Raw genomic sequence first — 18,771 nt, 5'->3', positions numbered from 1 at the left:
CCGGAGGGGCTCGCGGGTCAGCGGTCGGCCTTCTCGCCGGCGACCGTGAGGTCGATGTAGCGCTTCGTCGTCGGGCCGATCAGCTCGCGCACGCGGCGCGCCATCGCCTCCTCCTCCTGCAGGGATTGCCGGAAGCCCGTTAGGCTTCCGCCCTGCCCGGCCGCCTCGCCGATGGTGAGCAGGGATTCGTAGGCGGCGATCTCGAAATTCTCGAAGGCGTGGTTGGCGTAGGTGTTCTTCAGGATCTCGTCCTGCGCCGGCGTATGGCCCAGCGCCATCATGTTGCCGACGAAACCCAAAATGCCTTCCTTGATCGTCGAGGGGCTGTCGCCCAGCGACTGGAGCGCTTCTTCCAGGCGTGTCCGCTGGCCGTGCGTCTCCTCGATGTGGCGGCGCAACGCCTCCTCCATCTCGGGATAGCGGGTGAGCCGCTCCACCTGACGCTCCATGATCTGCAGGGCCTGCATTTCGAGCGCGTGCGTGTTCTTAAGGGCTGTCACGTAGATTTCGCGCGTATCGAGCGCCATCGTCGGCTTCTCCTGTGCGAAGGGAATGAGTGAACCGGCCGGAAGCGCCCGGCCATGCCTTCGGCCGGGCGGGTCCTCGATCAGCCGATCTGCTCGCTCTGGGCACCGCTGTCGGGCCGGGCCGGGCCGAGCACCGGTTCCTGACCCATCGGCGCATTCTGAACCACGTTGAACTCGCCCTTGCCGTCGAGAGAGCGACCGCTTGTCCAGCGGCCTTCCGGCGGCGGAACGCCGTCTCGGTTGGTGGCAAAGAAGCTGTAATTGTACTTCTGGTTCTCCTCCGATTGGGGGAAGGAGTTCGGGATCGGCAGGGCGCCTTCGTGACCGCCGACCTCCTCGATGACCGAGAGCCATTGCTGCTGGTGCATTGTGTCGCGGGCGATGAGGAAGCTCCACATGTCCTTCATGCCGGGATCGTTGGTGGCATTGGACAGGCGCACCGCGAGCGTCCGGCCCGTCGCCTCGGCGGCGACGTTGCAATACATGTCGGCCGCGAGGTTTCCGCTGGCGTAGATGTGGTTCATGTCGAACGGCACGCCGTCGGAATTGCCGGGGAAGGCGGCCATGCCTGAGGAGAGCAGGTGCTTGTGCAGCATGCCCTCGGCGATGTGGCGCGGGTTCTCGCCACCCATCACGGCGCCGACGATGGCATCAGCCGCGCCGGCCTCCTGAACCTTGGTGGGCGCGTTCTCCAGATTCATCGCCACGGCGGTCGCGAGCATCTCGATGTGACCGATTTCCTCAGTCGCCGTGTGGAGCAGCATGTCGCGGTACTTCGTGTTGGGCGCGCGATTGCCCCAAGCCTGGAAGAAGTACTGCATACAGACGCGGATCTCGCCCTCGACACCACCGATCGCCTGCTGCAGCATCCGGGCATAAATCGGGTCTGGGCTCTCAACCCGCACAGGATATTGGAGACGCTTGTCGAAATAATACATCGGCTCGATTCCTCGAATGGGCGAAGCACTGCCCACAGGGCGGAGCAAAGCCGGGTCGTTCGACCTGGCTATGTCTCGGCTTCTGGTTCGGGAAATCGCCGGATAGGCGCTTTGTTCAGGAGAAAATCAGCGAAAAAGCGACGCAATCATATGTTATGTTGATATAGCAGGATGCATAATGTGTCTTTTTCATAGTATGCATTTCGACCGCCGCCGGGCCGCATTGCCGTTTCGACCTGCTTCATCACGCGGCGAGACGCGATTCAGGCGGCGTTCCGGCCCAGATTCGCGACGAGGTCTCGGATCGCCGCAGCGGAGACAGGGCGGCTGAACAGGTAACCCTGCCCCTCCTCGCATCCTTCGAGGCGCAATTGTTCGAGCTGCGCTTCGGTCTCGATGCCTTCGGCGGTGGTCGTGATTCCGAGACTGCGCCCGAGTCCGATCACGGAGCGCACGATCAGGCGTGCATTCCCGGTCGCGTCGAGGTTGCGTACGAAGGATTGGTCGATCTTGATCTTGTCGAAGGGGAAGCTCTGCAGGTAGCTCAAGGACGAGAACCCGGTGCCGAAATCGTCCATCGCCACCCGCACGCCCAGGCGCTTGAGGGTGTGAAGCGTTGCCAATGTCGTCACGCTGTCGTTCAGCAGAACCGATTCCGTGATCTCCAACTCCAGGCGATGCGCCGGCAGGCCGCTGGCGGAGAGCGCCTCCATCACCGCCCGAACCACGGCGGCATTCTTGAACTGCACGGCGGAGACGTTGACGGCGACGCCAATGCCGCCCGGCCAAGCGGCCGCCTCGCAGCAGGCCTTGCGCAGGACCCATTCGCCGATCTGACTGATGGTCCCGGTTTCCTCGGACAGCGGAATGAAGTCGGCGGGCGAGACGTATCCGCGCTCGGGATGGCGCCAGCGCAGCAGCGCTTCGCAGGTCGAGATCCGCTGCCGGTCGAGCTTGACGATCGGCTGGAAGACGAGCTCGAACTCGTCGTTGTCGACCGCCTTGCGGAGGTCGCTTTCGAGCGCACGACGCTTGCGCAGTTCGAGGTCCATCTCCTCGTCGAAGAACGACCAGCACCCGCGCCCGGTCGCCTTGGCGCGGTAGAGGGCGAGATCGGCGCTTTTGAGCAGCTTCTCCGGACTCGTTCCGTGTTCCGGCGCGAGAGAGATCCCGATGCTGACCCCCACGATCACGGTGTGTCCATCGAGCTGGAACGGCTGCTGGAACGCGGCGATCAGGCGTCTGGCGAGCGCACTGGCATCGCTCCGCACCTGCGTTCCGGCCTGGACGATGGCGAACTCGTCGCCGCCGAGTCGGGCGACGAGGTCGGTCTCCCGCAGGCAGCCTTGTAGCCGCTCCGCGACGCTGCGCAGCAGGCCGTCGCCGATCGGATGACCGAGCGTGTCGTTGACCTCCTTGAAGCGGTCGAGGTCCAGGCAGAGAGTTGCGAAGCCTGGACCGTCTCCCTCGGCCAGGCGCGTCGCGGCCTCCTCCAGGCGCTCGCCGAACACCATGCGGTTGGCCAGACCCGTCAGCGCGTCGCGGCGCGCCATGGTGATGATCCGCTCCTCGGCCTCGTAGCGCTGGGTGACGTCTTCGTAGGTGGCGATCCAGCCGCCCTCGGCGGTCGGCTGCTGTTTGAGCGAGACGATGCAATCCTTTCGAATCGGGCAGCAGAGCGATCCGCTGGCACCGCGCTGGAGCAAGGATTGCTGCTGCAACAGGAGATCGACGGCCCGATCGTCACCGGACACAGCTTCGATGAGGCGGGTGACCTCGTGAAGGCTCATGCCAGGGTGCAGAGAGGCGGCATTGATGCCGAGCATGTCGCAGAAACGACGATTGTAGACGAGCAATCTGCCCTCGGCATCGTAGAGGCAGAGCCCCTGAAGCATGTTGCTGAGGGCGGCATCGAGCTGAGAATTGCTGCGCTTGAGCTGCTCCTCCTGCTCCTTGAGCAGAGACATATCGCTGCAGACGGCCACGAAACCGCCGTCCCGCGTAGGGCTGCGGCTGATGCGCAGCCAACGCCCGTCGGCGCTCCGCGTCTCGGCCGTGAGGCTGCCGGTTCCGGGCATCGCAAGAAGGGTATCCGCAACCGCCGAGCCGCTGGCACTCGAGAGCGCGCGATCTTGTGTGTCGGCCGGATCGAGCCCGAGCAGCGCCGCCGCCCGATCGTTGGCGAGGACGATGCGGCCCGCGGCGTCGACGACGATGATCCCTTCGATCGACCCCTGCACCGCATCGGCCAGCAAGCTTTGGGCGGAGCGCCGTTGGGCCACCTCCTCCTGCATCATCGCCGCGATGTTGTCGCGCATCACCGCCATGGCGCGCAGCAGTGCACCGAACTCGTCGGCCCCGCCCTCGGGCACGGTCACGGTCAGCTCCCCCGCCGCGATGCGGCTGGCCACCGTCGAGGCGTCTGCGACCGGCCGAACGATCTGCCGCAGCAGGAGCAGCGCGACGATTCCGGTGAGGACGATGGCGGCCGACGTCACGAAGACGCTCAATCGAACGTCGCGATCGACGATCGCCCGCGCGGCCTGCCGGTAGGAGAAACCGTCTCCGGCGGTGAAGTTGATCAGGAGGTCGATATGCTGCTCGGCCACCGCCGCATGGGCGTCGAGCGCCTGCCAGACATCGGCCGTCTGCTGATCCGGGCCGAACTCGCGTCGGGCGGCGAGCCAGTGCATGACGGCGTCCTTCGCCGCGGCCGCCTCCCGCGTGGCGCGCTCCGATTGGGCGCGACCGGCCGCAATCTCGAGATCCTCCTCGAACGATTGCGTCAGGGTCTCGATCCGCGTCTCGAGCGTGCGCCGTTCCTCGGCATCTCCGGCAAGGCGCGCGCGGGCAACCGTCGCTTGCAGCGCGGCGAGATCGGTGGCGGCCGCACGGGCATAATTGATCGACATCAGGGACTGATCGTAGGTCTTTTCGACCAATGACCCCGTCGTCATGATGCCCAGCGCGGCATAACCGCCCAGCATCGCCGTGATCGCGCTCAGCATCAGAAACGCGAGAAAGATGCGACCGCGGATGGTGCGCACGCCGCGCAGTGCCGCATTGAGGGCCGCACGCCACCGCGGTTCGCTTAAGGGTTGGCGTGGAAGGTTCATCGAGCAACCGTTCACTTCTCGCGCCCAGCATGTCCGACAAACGTTAAGGCAATTTACAACGCATCCGTCTCGCCAAAAGGTAGCCGGGAAATTCAGAGATTGCGTTAATGCGAATGCAACCTCACGAATGCTTATTAGGCAAAGACGAGCACGCAGATGCGGACTCTGAAAAAGGGGGTGAGCATGAGCGACACGTGCCGGCACAAGGGCGCGGTCAACCGGCGGCGTGCGGGCTCGGCCCTGCTGCTCGCATCCCTCACCGCATCCGGCGCAGCCCTGGCGCTCGCCGGCGACACCATCTCCCTCAGAGTGACTCAGAAGGGCCGTGCCTTCGCCCCCGGTGCCATCTCGGTGCAGGCCGGCGAAGCCATCGCGATCGTCAACGACGATGGAGAGCTTGTGCACCACGCCTATCTCGAAAGCCCGGACTTCAGCTTCGACACCGGTGAACAGCTCCCCGGAAGCAGGACGGTCGTTCGCTTCCCCAAGTCGGGCCACTTCACAATCTTGTGCGGTATCCACCCGAAAATGAAACTTACCGTTTCCGTCAAGTGAATCTGCGTCATAAATTGATTTTAATGTTCGAATACATTGCGATCGGAACGAAATTCGTCGTTGACCCAGCGTAAATCTGCCATGAATATCCTCTGCCATGGCAGCGTTGTCGGCGTACGTTAACGAGGAATTAAGCCAAAGCCACGAAGCTCGCTCCCATCGAGGTTGGAATGGCTTGGAAAATCGTGGGGGGCGCGGCGGCCCTCCTATCGATTCTGCTGGGAGGCTTGGCGGTCGCGACGAACGGCGAGCCCGACCGAACGGCCGCGTTTGCCGAGTACCGGCGACCGCTGTCGATTCCGTTTCCCGATGACAATCCGTTCCAGGCCGCCAAGGCCGAACTGGGCCGCACCCTGTTCTTCGAGCCGGCCCTGTCCCGGGACGGCGACCGAACCTGCGCCACCTGCCACATCCCCGGAAAGGATTGGACCGACTCGAACCCGCGCGCGCCGCGCAACGACGGCGGCGTCATGGAATTCCGCACGCCGACGCTGTTGAACGTCGCGTGGACCGAGACGATCTTCGGGTGGGACGGCAAGTTCCGCGGTCTCGAGACGGTGGCCCGTTTGCCGCTGACCGCTTCCGGCAACATGAACATGCCGCCCGCGGAGATGGTCCGGCGTCTGTCGGCCGATCCGAACTATGTCGCGGCCTTCGCGAAGGCGTTTCCCGAACCCGTTGCGGAAGGCGGACCGGTGACGCAGGCGCGGATTGAACAGGCGCTCGCCACGTTTCAGCGCCTGATCGTCTCCGGCCCGGCACCGTTCGACCGCTGGGTGGAAGGCGATGCGCAAGCGCTCGGTGCCGCGGCCAAACGCGGCTTCGACCTCTTCAACGGCAAAGCCAATTGCGCGGCGTGCCATTCGAGCTGGAACTTCACCGATGGCTCGTTCCACGACATCGGCGTCGCAGGAGAGGGGGCGATCGGCCGAGGGAAGTTCTTTCCGAACTCGACGGCTTTGCGCCACGCCTTCAAGACACCGACCCTGCGCAACGTCGCGCGCCGGCCGCCCTATATGCATGACGGATCGCTGACCACGCTGGCCGAGGTGGTCGATCTCTATGACCGCGGCGGCATCGATCGGCCCAGCCGCTCCCGCGACATCCGTCCGCTCCATCTCTCGGCGCGGGAGAAGGCCGACCTCATCGCCTTCATGGAGTCCCTCGACGATGACGGGGCCGAAGGGCCCGCTTATCTGCCGATCGGATCCGAGCCGCCGCGGCCGTAACAGGCGGCCAATGGGGTTCCGGTCGCCGTCGTCAGTAGTTGATGGTCGCGCGCAGGCCTATGACCGTGGCGTTGCGCAGCCGACGGCCGCGCGCATCCTCGAGGCCGCCACCGGGCCGCATGACGTATTGCAGGTCAGGCTGGAGGGTAAAGCCGGGGACGAGTTCCGCCTGATAGGTCGCCTCGAATACGGTCTCGCTGCTGCGCAGCGGTCCCGATCCGACGCCGAAGAGACGCGCGTCCCGGTCAAAGGCGCGGGCGGCCGGGCTGATGCGCGAGTGGATGACGCCGAACCCCAGCGTATCGTTGGGGCGCCCGGCGAAGAGGCCGCGGTAGGCGATGCCGGCATCGACGTAGAGATCGATGAGATTGCGGTCGCTCGGCACAGCCGAGACGCGCAGGAAGGCCGAGGCGCCGGCATTCTCCCGGCCGGGCTCCCGATAGATGGTCTGGTCGAGCATAGCGTAGAGGCCTGCATCCCCCCGGAAGCGCCGGGCGATGCCGCTGGCCTCGGGATCGGCCAGGAAACGCCCTCGCACCTCGTCGAGGCGCGGGCTGTCGAACCGGCCGAAGTGATACCACCCGCCCAGGGTTGCCGTTCCGGGCAGGTGATCCGTGCCCGGCAGGCTGCGATAGGCGTAAGCCACCTCACCGATCAGAAGCGCGGGATCGTTAACGCGAAAGTTCGTGCCGGCGCGGTTGCGCCGCTGCGGATCGGTATCGTCGCCGGGCGGCGGTGTCCCCGCCGGATCGCCGTTGAACAGCGCGCCTTGGAACGAGAGTTCGAGCGTCGGCTCGTATTTCAGGCGAATGGCGGGCGTCGCCAGCGGGTAGATCGGCCCACCGCTCGGCATCACCACCGCGCCGACATTCGGCCACCCGAAGCCGGCATTGACGAACACCACTGCCGACTGGGCGATGGCGAATTCGGTATCGGCCGAGATCTGCCCGATCTTCACCGAGAACCGATCGTCGAGGAAGCGCTGTTCGATCCACAATTCGAACAGGCGGGTGGCCGGCAACGCCTCGATGCCGCTCACCGTCGTCAGGTTGTTGGCGTAAAGCCGCGACAGACCATGACCGTGAATCTGGAAGAAGTCGGTGTGGAAGCGGGCGCCGCTCCATCCGATGAGCCGGTCGAGATCGATGTCGAGCGCGGTGTCCAGGCGCCCGCCATAGGTCGTTCCGCGCCGCAGCCCGCCGGCGGCATTCGAGAAGCCTTCGCCGATATAGGTCAGGACGTAAGTGATGCCGCGTCCGGCAAGCACAGCGCGCAGACCGAACGGGTCGCCGTAGGGACCGAGAGCATCCTGAAGCGAGCCCTGGTTCGTCACCGAGACTTGGTCCGACGTCCGGGATTGTGCCACCGCGGTCTGCGGATCGCCGCCCGCGCCTGTCAGCGGGAGCGCCAGCGGCAGAGGCAACGGAGGCAGCGAGGATTGCGCTTCCGCTTGGCTCGTGGCGGCGCAGAGAAGCGTGGACAGGGCGAAGACCAGGACGCCCCTCGTGGGACGCAGCGCCACGTTTACTCGCCTGCGTGTCGGTTTCGCTCTCAAATCATCGCTCGGCTCATGGCACGGAGGTTTGCCGCGAGCAGCGATCCTCGGTCGAGGTGCGCGGCGCGGTCGCAACCTATCGAACGGGACTGAAGCAGGTGCAAATGACAGCCCTGCGAAGCAGTCCGTTCGACGGTTCGACCGCTGTCCATCACGATCGCTGGACACCCAGCACCTTCATCCGGGAGCGAAGGGTGGTGGGCTTGAGGCCGAGCAGCTCGGCGGCGCCGCCGGCGCCGAAGATCCTTCCGCCGCTCATGTGAAGCGCCGCTTCGATCTCGCTGCGGGCCCGCGTCCGGCGCTCCTCCTCGGTCAGGGGCCGGCCGGCCTCTGCGAGCGGCGCGATCACTCGTGCCTCGGGCCCGGCGCCACGGGCCTCCGGCAGGTCGAAGCGCAGGCGCCCGCGCTCAGCCAGGATCGCGGCGCGCTCGATCACATTCTCCAACTCGCGCACATTGCCCGGCCAATCGTAGCGGCTCAGGCGGCGGGCATCGGCCTCGGTCAGGCGCAGATCCGCCCGGTTGAGGCGCCGCGCGGCCGCCTTCAGGACGTGTTGCGCGATCAGTGGCACGTCCTCACGGCGCTCGCGCAAGGGGGCCGAGGCAATGGGGAAGACGTTGAGGCGGAAGTAGAGGTCCTCGCGGAAGCGTCCGCGGCGCACCTCTTCCTTCAAATCCCGGTTGGTCGCCGCGATCAGCCTCACATCGACGGCGCGGGTGCGCTCCTCGCCGACCCGCTCGAACTGGCGCTCCTGGAGCACGCGTAGGAGCTTGCCCTGGAGATCGAGCGGAATCTCGCCGACCTCGTCGAGGAACAGCGTGCCGCCGTCTGCGAGTTCGAACCGCCCGATCCTGTCGCGCAGGGCACCGGTGAACGCGCCCCTAGCATGCCCGAAGAACTCGCTCTCGAAGAGGTCGCGCGGGATCGCCGCGCAGTTCACGCGGATCAGCGGCCGGTCGCGGCGACGGCTCGCCTCGTGAATCGCCCGGGCGATCAGCTCCTTGCCGGTGCCGGATTCGCCCGTGACGAGAACCGTGGCGTCGGTGCCTGCCACCACGTCGATCTGGTGCCGCAACGCCTCGGTCGCCGGGCTGCGACCGATAATGCCCTGATGGTGACTCTCGGCGCGGATTTCCTCCTTCAGATAGGCATTCTCCTGCTCCAAGCGCTCGCGTAGCGAGTCGACCTCGGCCAGCGCCGCCCGCAACCGATCCTCCGCCTCACGGCGCTGGCTGATATCGCGGAACACGATCACCGCGCCGAGCAATTGTCCGCCTTCGCGGATCGGCGTCGAGGTGTACTCGACGGGAAAGCATGTCCCGTCCCTACGCCAGAACACCTCATCGTCGACCTGGTGCACGGCGCCGTCGCGGAAGGCGGCGTAGATCGGGCAATCGTGATGCGGATAGTGGCTCCCACCCGCATGGGTGTGGTGAACGGTGGCGTGCATGTCCTTGCCGACGAGCTCGGCCGAACGCCAGCCCAGCATCCGCTCGGCGGCCGGATTGACGAAGGTGGTGACCCCCTCGGCATTGACGCCGTAGATCCCCTCCCCCGCCGCTCGCAGGATCAGGCGGTTGCCGCGCTCGATGTCGCGGAAGATGCGCTCCATCCGCTGCCATTCGGGCAAGCCGGCGCGCATATGTGCCTCGGCCTCCCCGTCGATGCGGCGGCGTTCGCGCTCGTCGAGATCGTGGAGGGTGACGAGGAGGCGCACGGGCTCGCCCGCCAGCACGCAGGCGGCGTATTCGAGCCGCAGCGCCTTACCGTCGCCGTGGCGCGGCGTGAGGGCGTGCGTCCACCATTGTCCCTCGGCCAGAACCGCCTGCGTGAACACCACGAGCGCCGCCCGCTGGTCGGGATGCAGCGTGCTCACCGGCATCGCCCGTAAAGCGGCACGGCTGTGGCCGAGCAGCCGGGCTGCGGCGGGGTTGGCGTCGGCGATGCGGTCATCCAGAGGCTCGAACACCACCATCGCATCGCGGTTCTCGTCGAAGGCGGAGCCGTAGATCGATGACGCTGGCGAGACCTGTGACGGCACGACGAAATCCCGCAGTTATCCTACGAATGTTCGTCGTAGACGAAATTTCGTAGTTCGGCGAGACCGGCATAAGTCATTGTTCTGGCAGGACTTCTATTCAGAGAGAGGTCTGGCACGTCGCTTGCCAAATGTTCTCACAATGACGGAGCCCATGTCGCATCCGTCATCGCAGTGCCGTCCGGCCCGCCCAGGCGGCCGGAACGGTCAGGCCGTTCGGACGCCATGCCCCCAGGCATCCGAACGGCCACCCATCACGGCCGACCGCCGACAGGGAGATGAGCATGAAGCGCGAAGACCTCACCGAGAAGCTTCTCGACATCAAGCGCGAGAAAGGCTGGACCTGGAAGTATATCCAGGACGAGATCGGCGGTATCTCTCCGATCCTCATCACCGCCGCCTGCATGGGCCAGATGAAGCTTCCCAAAGCGCAGGCCAAGAAGGCCGCGGAGTTGTTCGGGCTGTCCCCGTCCGAGGAGCGGATGTTGAACGAGGCCCCCTATCGCGGCTCGATCCCCTCGATGCCGCCGACCGACCCGCTGATCTACCGCTTCTACGAGTTGGTGATGGTCTACGGCACCACCTGGAAGGAACTGATCCAGGAGGAGTTCGGCGACGGCATCATGTCGGCCATCGATTTCAACATGACGATGGAGCGCGAGCCCAACAACAAGGGCGACCGGGTGAAGCTCGCCATGTCGGGCAAGTTCCTGCCCTACAAGTATTACGGCAACGAGGAAGGCGTGCCGGATTACGGCTTCAAGGAGCCGTGAGCGCGCCGACGAACCGCGGGGCCCGGTGCCGTGTCGGCGCCGGGCGCTTGTCTGTGGCGCTTCGATGAGGGCGACGCAGACATCCCAGTTCCCCTATCGTGCGGGTGGGCGCGTGCCGTCGCGTATCGCGCGAAACATCGGAAGGGCGTCGGGTAGTGCCTGCTTCGTCGTCGCGGACACGATGTCGATCCGACCGATCACACGATCCATGATTGCCATGTAGATCCGGACATTCCGATGGTCCGGTCCTGAGGTCGGGACCGAGATCACTTCGAACCCCGCAAACTCGCTGCTCTTGATCGACTCGACCGTTTCCGTCTGCAGGCCCTGCCCCGCCAGGATCGTCCTGGCTTCGGCGACCCGCTCGCGAAGCGCCGGTAGGGCGTTCAACTCCGCCTGCGAAGAAACGGCCCCTGGTTGGTTCCGCCTGAAACCCGCAGCACACAGCGCTTCGCTTCGTCCCGCCACAGGCGGCTGTCCGGTCTCGCTGACGATATCGACGAGGATTTCGTGATTGGGATCCGTCCGCTGTGATCGGATGGCGAACCCGGCAGGTACGGTCACCGAGAAGCCGGTCGAGGGGTCCGTGAACGCCTCGGCGCGCGCCGGCGCACTGGAGAGGAACAGAAGCGGCGCCAACCCGATCGCATAGGTGAATCCTCGCCTCATGCCGATCTCTCCGATCCGTTGCCTTGTCGATACCGCTCGCTGTCCGGTGCCCGCGGCCGCGCCTACCACTCCCACTCGGCGCCGACGCCGACGGAGGTGCGGCCGTCGCTGCCGGCCTCGCCGTTGAGCTTGATCCGCCGCGTCACGTCGTAATTGATCGTCGCAGCGGTATCGGCGGGCTTGGCGCCGGCCTTCACGCCGACGCTGATGCGGTCGTTGATGTAGCGCGAGGCGCCGACGGCCGGACCGCCGCTCGCACCCGTCGAGACATCAAGGCTGTCGAGGCCGAGACCCTTGCGGGCCGACTCGAACACGTCCGGTCCCCCTCCCCCGCCGGAGAGCTGTGCCACCGCCTGGGCGAGCTGGAGCGCCTGGAACGGGGAGAGTCCGGCCGCCGCCTTCTTGAACAGGATCCGCGAGAGAATCTCGTCCTGCGGCAGGCTCGGATCGGACGAGAGCGCGAAGACCGGCTGCGAGGCCGGGCCGGTGACCGCGACGCGGGCGGTGACGTCGGCGGCCTTGGTTTCCGCGGCGAAGTCGAGATCGGGCTGGGCGAGATCGCCCGCGAAGAACACCCGGCCGCGGGTGAAGTCGAGGCGCTGTCCGCCGAGGCTGAACACGCCGCGGCGGAGAGAGAAGTCGCCGTTGGCCTGCGGATCGCGCGACGAGCCGGTGACGCGCAACTCGCCGCCGAGCTCCGCATCGATGCCGCGCCCGCGCACGAAGATGCGGCTCGGCGCGCTCACGGTCACGTCGAGACTGGCATCGAAGGGCGGTGCCGACTTCTTCCGGCGGCTCGCCGCCTCGATCTGCGCCTTGCGCTCGGCCCGCTCGGCGAGACGCTTTCGCACCTCCGGCGTCACGTTGACCCGTCGGATGCCCGGCAGAGGCTGCACCGTGGCCGGCAGGCGGTCGGGCACCGAAACGTCGATAGAGACGACATCAACCCGGCCCTTGATGACCGGCTTGCGGGCGAGCGGCCCCGACAGGGCGAGGTTGAGGCTGGAGACCGCCGTCATCAGCGGGCTCGACACCAACTCGGCCCGATCGGCGGTGATGCGGAGCGTTCCGGGGAAACCGGAGGCCGGCTCGACAGCGACGCGCCCATCGACCGCGAGGCGCCCGCCATTGCGGGTCGCGGCGGTGAGCCGCTCGATGACGAGGGTGTCGCCGCGGCCGGTGACGCGGCCCTGAATGTCGGTGAGGCGGATGCCGTTGAGGGGATCGGTAAGGCTTCCGCCCGAGAGCGTGGCCGAGCCTTCGACCTTCGGTGCCGCGACCGTGCCGGTCACGCCCGCATCGAGGGCGATCCGGCCCGCGACACGCTGGCCGCTCACGCTCAGCATCGAGTTGGCGAGTGCGGCATCGAGGGTGCCGCGGGCGCGCAGGCTCAGCCCGCCTCCCGCCTCGACCGGCACCGTGCCGGTGACCGTGACGTCGGCGCCCCGCCCGGCCGAGACCCGGCCGTCTATGCTGGCTTCGCCATCGGCGAGCCGGCCGCTCGCCCGCGCGGTGATCGGCGGCAGGCCGGCCCGGCGGGTTTCGGGCATGACGAGGCCGGTCACGTTGAGGGCGTAGCGCCCCTCCGGCCGCGCGGCAGGCCCGCGCAGATTGGCCTCGCCCTCCAGCGTGCCGGAGAGCGCTAGGCTCGGGCTGGCAATCCGTGCGAGCGACAGCGGCAGGGCGCGGATGCCGAGCTTGAGGTCGAGTTCGGAGCCCGCGCGCCCCTGGACGCTGATCCGCCCGGCGCCGGCGGCAACGACGAGCCCTTCGATCAGGGCAGAGCCTTGATCGAGGGTGATCGCGGCGGGTCCCGCCAGCGCCAGACGGTCGCCGCCGCGTTGCGCCGAGAATCGGGCGATCTCGATCCGCGTGCGCTCCGCAGGAATCAGCCGCGCGGCGCCGTCGAGAGAAAAGCCACGGGCCTGGGCGGTCAGGGTGATGTCGCTCGCCGCTGCGGTGCCGTTGGCGGTGAGCCGCACCGTGTCGACGCTCTGGCCCGCGGCGACGAGCCGGTCGATGGCCGCATGGCCGTCGATGACGGGGTGGGCCCGCAGATCGCGGCCGGTGAGATCCGCGTCGAGCCGTGCGAGGCCGAAACTGTCGTAGCGCAGGCTCGTCCCCGTGGCGCGGACCGCCGCATCCTGGCGTCCGCCTGCGCGAGTGAGCGTCACCGCCGCGTCGAGGCTGCCGCCCATGGGCGCGAGCGCGAGCGGTGACAGGTCGTCGAGATCGCCCGCGCGGACGTTCAGCGTGCCCTCCGCCAGAAGGCTTCCGGCATCGACCACCGCCTGCCCGTCCGCCGCGACGGAGCCGAGGGCGAAGGTGAGCCGGTCGAGGGCGTAGTCGCTCCGGTTCGGCCGGGCGATATGAGCTTCGGCCCGCAGCGGCTTGCCGGCGATGTCGCCGGTCATGCGCAGCGTTCCGTCGAGGGCGTCGCGGAGGTCGCTCAGCGCCGCATCGAGACGCAGATCCCGGATCGGGCGGCCGTTGGCGCTCACGTCCGGCGCGCGCAGCGCGACGGTGACCGACGGCTTGAGGAGGGAGCCCGTCAGCCGCGCGTCGGCGCTCGCCGGTCCGGCCAGCCGCTCGTCGAGGGCCGCGAGGGTCTTGAGATCGACGCGGGCGGCGACATTGGCGGTCTTGGCGTTGGCCTGACCCTGAAGGGTCGCGACGAGCCCGGCCCCCTCGAAGCGCAGGCGCTCGAAGCCATAGCCGTCATAGGTCTGCGACACGCGCCCCGTCAGGGTCGGCGCCCGGCCGACGAGGCGGTCGGCGGCCGGCTCGCCGAGGACGAGGCCGCCGCCGCGCAGGTCGAGATCGGCGGAGAGCGCCTTGCGGGCCGGATCGCCGCTCAAGGTCGCCTTGGCGTCGAGACGGCCGGCGAGAGTCCGGCCCGCCACGCCTGAGAAGGCGCCGATATCCGCGAGCGCCGCTTCCACGGTGCCGGTCAGCGTGTTCTGCCCGATGCGGCCGGCATAGGCGGCGCGGGCGGTATCGGAATCGAGGGTGAGCGTCGTGACGTCGAGGACGCCGTCCGAGCCCGCGGCGGCGCGCAGGGTCAGCTTGGCGCGGCTTCCCACGGCGCGGCGGAGCGCGGGATCGGCGAGCCGCAGACCCTCCATCGCCGCATCGGCGGTGACGGCGAAACGCTGCGCCTTCGGATCGGCGCCGGCCGGCTCGATGCTCAGCAGCGCCTCGACCCGTTCCAGGGACGATTCCTTCGTGCGCAGGCCGGCGGCCTTGAGGTTGCCCTTCACCCGCGGCGACGAGAGCGGCCCCTTCAGGCTGCCGTCGAAAACCAAGGTCTCCAGTTCCGCTTCCGCCGCCTTGGTGACGCCGCCCTCGGTCGGGACGGCGCGGGCAGAAATCGTGAAATCCGCCACCCGGTCGGCGGTCAGGGTGCCGCCGATCCCGAGCCGCGCGGTGCGCGAGGCGAGGTCGAGCCGGTCGATGCGGAACGACCCCGTATCGGAGAAGGCCATGCCGCCGTCGAGCTTGGTCTCGCCGGAGAAGATCGCCGCCGCCGGACCCGGCACGAGACCCTCGATGCGCGAGGTCAGATCGAGGCTCAGGCGCCGGTCCGTGCCGATGCGCGAGAGGCGGGCGCCGCCCTTGGCGCCGATCTCGGAGCCGGCGTCGAAATCGAGCCGGGCGTTGAACGCGTCAAGGGTGCCGTTTCCGTTCAGGTCGAAATTGATCGGCGGGGTGCCGGGAAGGTTCGCCGCCTTCGAGAGCAGGCCGCCCTGGGGCTCGACGAGATTGGCCTTCACCTCCAGCCGCTCGCCCTTGGGCACGAAGAGAAGGCGGGCGACGAAGCGCCCGGCCGCATCGAGACGGCGGAAATCCGCGCTGACATCGAGTCCCTCGGAGGGGTTTCCGAGCTTGGCCTTGCCGTCGCCGGCAAGGCGCGCCGGCTGGCCCGCGACGCTTTCCCCCAGCACCAGTTCGGCCAGGGTGAAGCCCTTGATTTCGACCTTCACCGGCAGCTCGGGCAACAGGCTGCCATCGGGCTCGGCCTCCGCTGGCGTCGGGCCAGGCACCGGCTTGCGCAGCACTTCGAGCCGGCCGATCTCCAGGCTGTCGACTTCGAGCCGGCCGGACAGAAGCGCCAGCCGGCGCCAGACGAGGCGGGCGCGGTCGAGCTTCAGCCACGGCCCGTCGGAATCGCTGATGACGACGTCGCGGATGGTGGCGTCCGACGAGAGCGCACCATCGACCGCGCCGATCGAGACCTGGGAGGACGGTGTCGAGAGCGCCTTCGAGAGAAGTCCGCCGAGCACCGTCTTCTCGCCATCGGCGGCGCGGGTGTCATCGGTGGCGAAGAAGGCGGCGAAAAGCAGGGCGACCGACAGGACGGTTGCTGCCAACATCCATCGCCCGACCGCTCGGCGGCGCCCCTTCCCTGCGAGGGGGACAGGATTCGGGCGGCGCCGACGAACAAGAAATTCCATTCAGAACGCCTGTCCGAGACTGATGTACAGGGCAGCCGGCAGCTCGCGGTTTCCCTTGATCCGGTCGAGCGGGAAAGCGAGGTCGGCGCGGATCGGGCCGATGCCGGTGTAGTAGCGGACGCCGATGCCGACCGCCTTGCGGATACGCTCATCGAAATCCGGCAGCGTCGAGGCGAAGGCGGTGCCCGCATCGAAGAACGGCACGATGCCGATCGTGTCGGTGATCTTGATGCGAGCCTCGATCGAGGCCTCCAACAGGCTGCGCCCGCCGATCGGCAGGTTGAAGGGGCCGCGGGGGCCGAGCGTCCGGAAGGCGAAGCCGCGCACCGAACCACCGCCGCCGGCGAAGAAGCGGAAATTGTCGGGGATCTCGTCGAGCCGCGCCCCCGAGACCGAGCCGAAGCCGAGGCGACCGGCGAGCACGTATCTCCGCTCGTCGTCCAGCGCGTAGTAGGTCGAGCCCTGCGCCTTTGCGACGAAGATGCCTGGATCCGAGCCGAGGAAGCCGGGATAGGGCGCGGCGGAGGCGATCACCCGGAAACCTTCGGTCGGGTCGAGCAGGCTGTCGGTGGAATCGTATGTGACCGAGAGCGGCACGCCGATCAGCCGGTAATCGACGGTGCCGATCGCGTCCTTCGAGCGGCCCACCTGCCCGTCGAGGCCGATCTGGGCCGAGAAGGTGTCGGAGAAGCGATGGCGCAGGGCGACCGAGGCGCCGGCTGCATCCACGAAATAGCTCTGCTGCACTTCGCGGGTCACGAAGGCATTCGCCAGCAGATCGTTGCGGGTGCCGCCGAGCGCCGGCTTCACGAAGGTTGCGGAGAGGCGCCCGCCCAGTCCCGTCGTGTCGATGCCGGCGAGCTTGCGCTGGGTCGCGAACGGATCGTAGCCGAGGCCGAGATAGTAGATGTCGGCATCGAGCCGCAGGGTCTCGCCGCCGCCCCACAGGTTGCGGTTGGCATAGTAGGCGCGCACGCCCGGCCCATCGACGGTGGAGTAGCGCGCCGCGACGCCGATGAGGTTGCGTTCGCGCTCGCTCACCTCGACGAAGATCGGCAGGTTGCCCTGCGCGTCGAGCGTTTCGCCCTCTCGCACGCGAACGGCGCCGAGGCCCTCGATGCGGGCCACCGAGCGGCGGATGTCGGCCACCGCCTTCGGCGAGTAGGGATCGCCGGGCTCGGAATAGATGAACGAGCGGATCACCGCCGGATCGATGCCGTCAGTTGCCTTGACCGAAACCTCACCGAGTCCGGCCATCGGCCCGGGATCGATGGTGAAGGTCACGTCCATGACATGCGCCGCATCGTCCACGACGGGGTCGCGGCTCACTGCCTTGGCGAAGGGGTGGCCCAGCCCGCGGAAGCGATCGACGATCTTCGCCTCGCGGGCTAGCACCGTAGCGGAGCGGGCCGGAACGTCGTCGCCCGTGCGGGTGAAGCGCTCGGGCAGCACCTCCTCCGAGAACGGACGGCCGCGGGGATCGAGGGCGCGCACCGTCCGCAGGGTGTAGAGGGGGCCGAGATCGACGGCGATCTTCACCGGCACCAAAGCACGGGCCCGCGAGCCCTCCGCGGCGCGAGAGGCGGCGGCGAGCGAGGACTCGCCCGTCACAGGCACGCCGTCGATGCGGATCGAGACCGTACCCTGATAATAGCCGTAGCCGGAGAGCAGGTCGGTCAGGCGTCGCAGATCGGCCTCGGCCCGCCGGACCAGCCCCTCGCCATCCGGCGGCGCCTCCTGGCGCAGACGATAGAGCGTCGAGGTGTCCTGGAGCGCGCGCAGGATGTCCGAATCGTCCGTACCGGTGATGCGGAGGCTGTAGGGCAAGGCTCCGGCACTGGGCGCCGGCGGCTCCTCCTCGGAGCCAAACAGGCCGAACAGATCAAAGGCTTGCGCCGGCTGCGGCACGACGAGCACGCTCGCCAAGCCGAAGAGAACGCCACCGAGGGCCGGCGAACGCAGCAGGCAGTTCATCCGGACATGCATACGCGCGGCTGGGTCTCTGGCTCGTGGCGGGCGATGCCTCCAGAAAAGCATCCGACTGTTAAGTACCCGTCGATCACCCGCGGGGCTACCCCGGCCCCGATTGGCACACCGCTTGATCGAGAAAGAGTGTGCAGACAACGGCTCGGTGTGCCGGATCAGCCGCAGATCGAGGGCCGGCACATCGAGCCCGAACCCGCCGAGGGAGGCCGCCCTATTCCTCTTCCTGGATCAGCGTGATCTGCGGCGACAGCGGCAGGCTGATCGAGCATCGCAAGCCATCCGGCCTGAAGGTCATCACCGTGTTGGCCTTCAGCTCGTAGCGCAAGCTTCGCTCGAGGACCTCAAAGCCGAAGCCGTGATGGGACGGGACGGACGGCAGGTTCTCGAGGCCGGTCTCATCCCAGATGAAGGTGAGTTGTTGCGGTGATGCGGTCGGGCCGGCTGGCGATGACAGGGCCCACGTCACATCGATGCGGCCCTGCGGCACGGTCAACGCGCCATGCTCGACGGCGTTCACGGCCAATTCGTGGATCGCCATGGCGAATACTTCCGCCGCGCCGGGGCGCAGACGTAAGCTCGGCCCCGAGATCGCCACCTGCTCGCCCTCGCGTGCGAGATGCACGAGAAGCTCATCCGCAATAAGGGAATGCAGGCCGATTCCTTCGGGCACGCTGCGCATCAGGGCGTTGAGTACGCGCGCGAGGGCATCGACCCGGCCATCGAGATGGGCGACATAGGTTTCCACGGAATCGCTCGTCTCGGCAGAGCGGCGGATGATCGCCCGCAGCATCGAGAGCGTATTGCGTACCTTGTGGCGCAGCTCTGCCGGCAGACCGGTTTCGTCGAGGAACCGGCGCAGACGCCGGTTCTCAGCCTCCAACTCCTCGATACGTGCGTCCCGCGGATCCTGGTTCATGGCTTAGCCGTTCGC

General features: G+C 67.6%; 12 protein-coding genes. 3 read left to right on the top strand and 9 right to left on the bottom strand.

Features of this window, described 5'->3' with window-relative positions; genetic code table 11:
• Nucleotides 1–17: 17 nt before the first annotated feature.
• The 3 genes from LPC10_RS13855 to LPC10_RS13845 all read right to left on the bottom strand — a co-directional run bounded on the left by LPC10_RS13855 (nt 18) and on the right by LPC10_RS13845 (nt 4,581).
• Nucleotides 18–527: a ferritin-like domain-containing protein gene (locus LPC10_RS13855; protein ID WP_108940658.1), complete on the bottom strand. Its 510-nt coding sequence runs from the start codon at nt 525–527 to the stop codon at nt 18–20.
• A gap of 80 nt (nt 528–607) precedes the next feature.
• Nucleotides 608–1,465 carry a manganese catalase family protein gene (locus LPC10_RS13850; protein WP_133088431.1) on the bottom strand — a complete coding sequence of 286 codons (858 nt, stop codon included), beginning with the start codon at nt 1,463–1,465 and terminating at the stop codon, nt 608–610.
• Nucleotides 1,466–1,728: 263 nt separating this feature from the next.
• Nucleotides 1,729–4,581 (bottom strand): EAL domain-containing protein, encoded by a 2,853-nt coding sequence (locus LPC10_RS13845; RefSeq protein ID WP_370644489.1) that lies wholly within the window; start codon nt 4,579–4,581, stop codon nt 1,729–1,731.
• 183 nt (nt 4,582–4,764) lie between these two features.
• Here LPC10_RS13845 and LPC10_RS13840 point away from each other — a divergent pair, with 183 nt between their 5' ends.
• Together LPC10_RS13840 and LPC10_RS13835 are read left to right on the top strand one after the other, a co-directional pair.
• Nucleotides 4,765–5,136 (top strand): cupredoxin domain-containing protein, encoded by a 372-nt coding sequence (locus LPC10_RS13840; RefSeq protein WP_231347048.1) that lies wholly within the window; start codon nt 4,765–4,767, stop codon nt 5,134–5,136.
• A 170-nt stretch (nt 5,137–5,306) separates the two neighbouring features.
• The gene (locus LPC10_RS13835; RefSeq protein WP_231342450.1) at nt 5,307–6,365 is read left to right on the top strand and encodes a cytochrome-c peroxidase; all 1,059 of its coding nucleotides are present in this window, start codon (nt 5,307–5,309) and stop codon (nt 6,363–6,365) included.
• Between the two features lie 31 nt (nt 6,366–6,396).
• Here the strand turns inward: LPC10_RS13835 and LPC10_RS13830 are convergent, their stop codons facing one another.
• Nucleotides 6,397–7,920: a carbohydrate porin gene (locus LPC10_RS13830; protein ID WP_231347047.1), complete on the bottom strand. Its 1,524-nt coding sequence runs from the start codon at nt 7,918–7,920 to the stop codon at nt 6,397–6,399.
• A gap of 151 nt (nt 7,921–8,071) precedes the next feature.
• Nucleotides 8,072–9,895 (bottom strand): sigma 54-interacting transcriptional regulator, encoded by a 1,824-nt coding sequence (locus LPC10_RS13825; protein WP_231347046.1) that lies wholly within the window; start codon nt 9,893–9,895, stop codon nt 8,072–8,074.
• Nucleotides 9,896–10,242: 347 nt separating this feature from the next.
• Between LPC10_RS13825 and cynS the strand changes: the two genes are divergently transcribed.
• Nucleotides 10,243–10,731, top strand: a complete 489-nt coding sequence (cynS, locus tag LPC10_RS13820) for a cyanase (protein ID WP_231342447.1) — start codon at nt 10,243–10,245, stop codon at nt 10,729–10,731.
• Between the two features lie 93 nt (nt 10,732–10,824).
• Here cynS and LPC10_RS13815 read toward each other — a convergent pair whose 3' ends face one another.
• The 4 genes from LPC10_RS13815 to LPC10_RS13800 all read right to left on the bottom strand — a co-directional run bounded on the left by LPC10_RS13815 (nt 10,825) and on the right by LPC10_RS13800 (nt 18,756).
• Nucleotides 10,825–11,400: a hypothetical protein gene (locus LPC10_RS13815; protein WP_231342445.1), complete on the bottom strand. Its 576-nt coding sequence runs from the start codon at nt 11,398–11,400 to the stop codon at nt 10,825–10,827.
• 62 nt (nt 11,401–11,462) lie between these two features.
• A complete protein-coding gene (locus LPC10_RS13810) occupies nt 11,463–15,773 on the bottom strand; it encodes a translocation/assembly module TamB domain-containing protein (protein ID WP_231342443.1) in 4,311 nt (1,436 codons plus the stop codon).
• A gap of 81 nt (nt 15,774–15,854) precedes the next feature.
• Nucleotides 15,855–17,840, bottom strand: coding sequence for an autotransporter assembly complex family protein (locus tag LPC10_RS13805; RefSeq protein ID WP_231342440.1), 1,986 nt, complete (start codon nt 17,838–17,840; stop codon nt 15,855–15,857).
• A gap of 211 nt (nt 17,841–18,051) precedes the next feature.
• The gene (locus tag LPC10_RS13800) at nt 18,052–18,756 is read right to left on the bottom strand and encodes an HWE histidine kinase domain-containing protein (RefSeq protein ID WP_231342438.1); all 705 of its coding nucleotides are present in this window, start codon (nt 18,754–18,756) and stop codon (nt 18,052–18,054) included.
• Between the last annotated feature and the right edge of the window lie 15 nt (nt 18,757–18,771).

This window comes from Methylorubrum sp. B1-46, assembly GCF_021117295.1.
In the GTDB taxonomy this organism is placed as follows: domain Bacteria; phylum Pseudomonadota; class Alphaproteobacteria; order Rhizobiales; family Beijerinckiaceae; genus Methylobacterium.
Note: the sequence above shows the minus strand (reverse complement) of the source record. Positions and strands in the feature narration are given on the sequence as shown.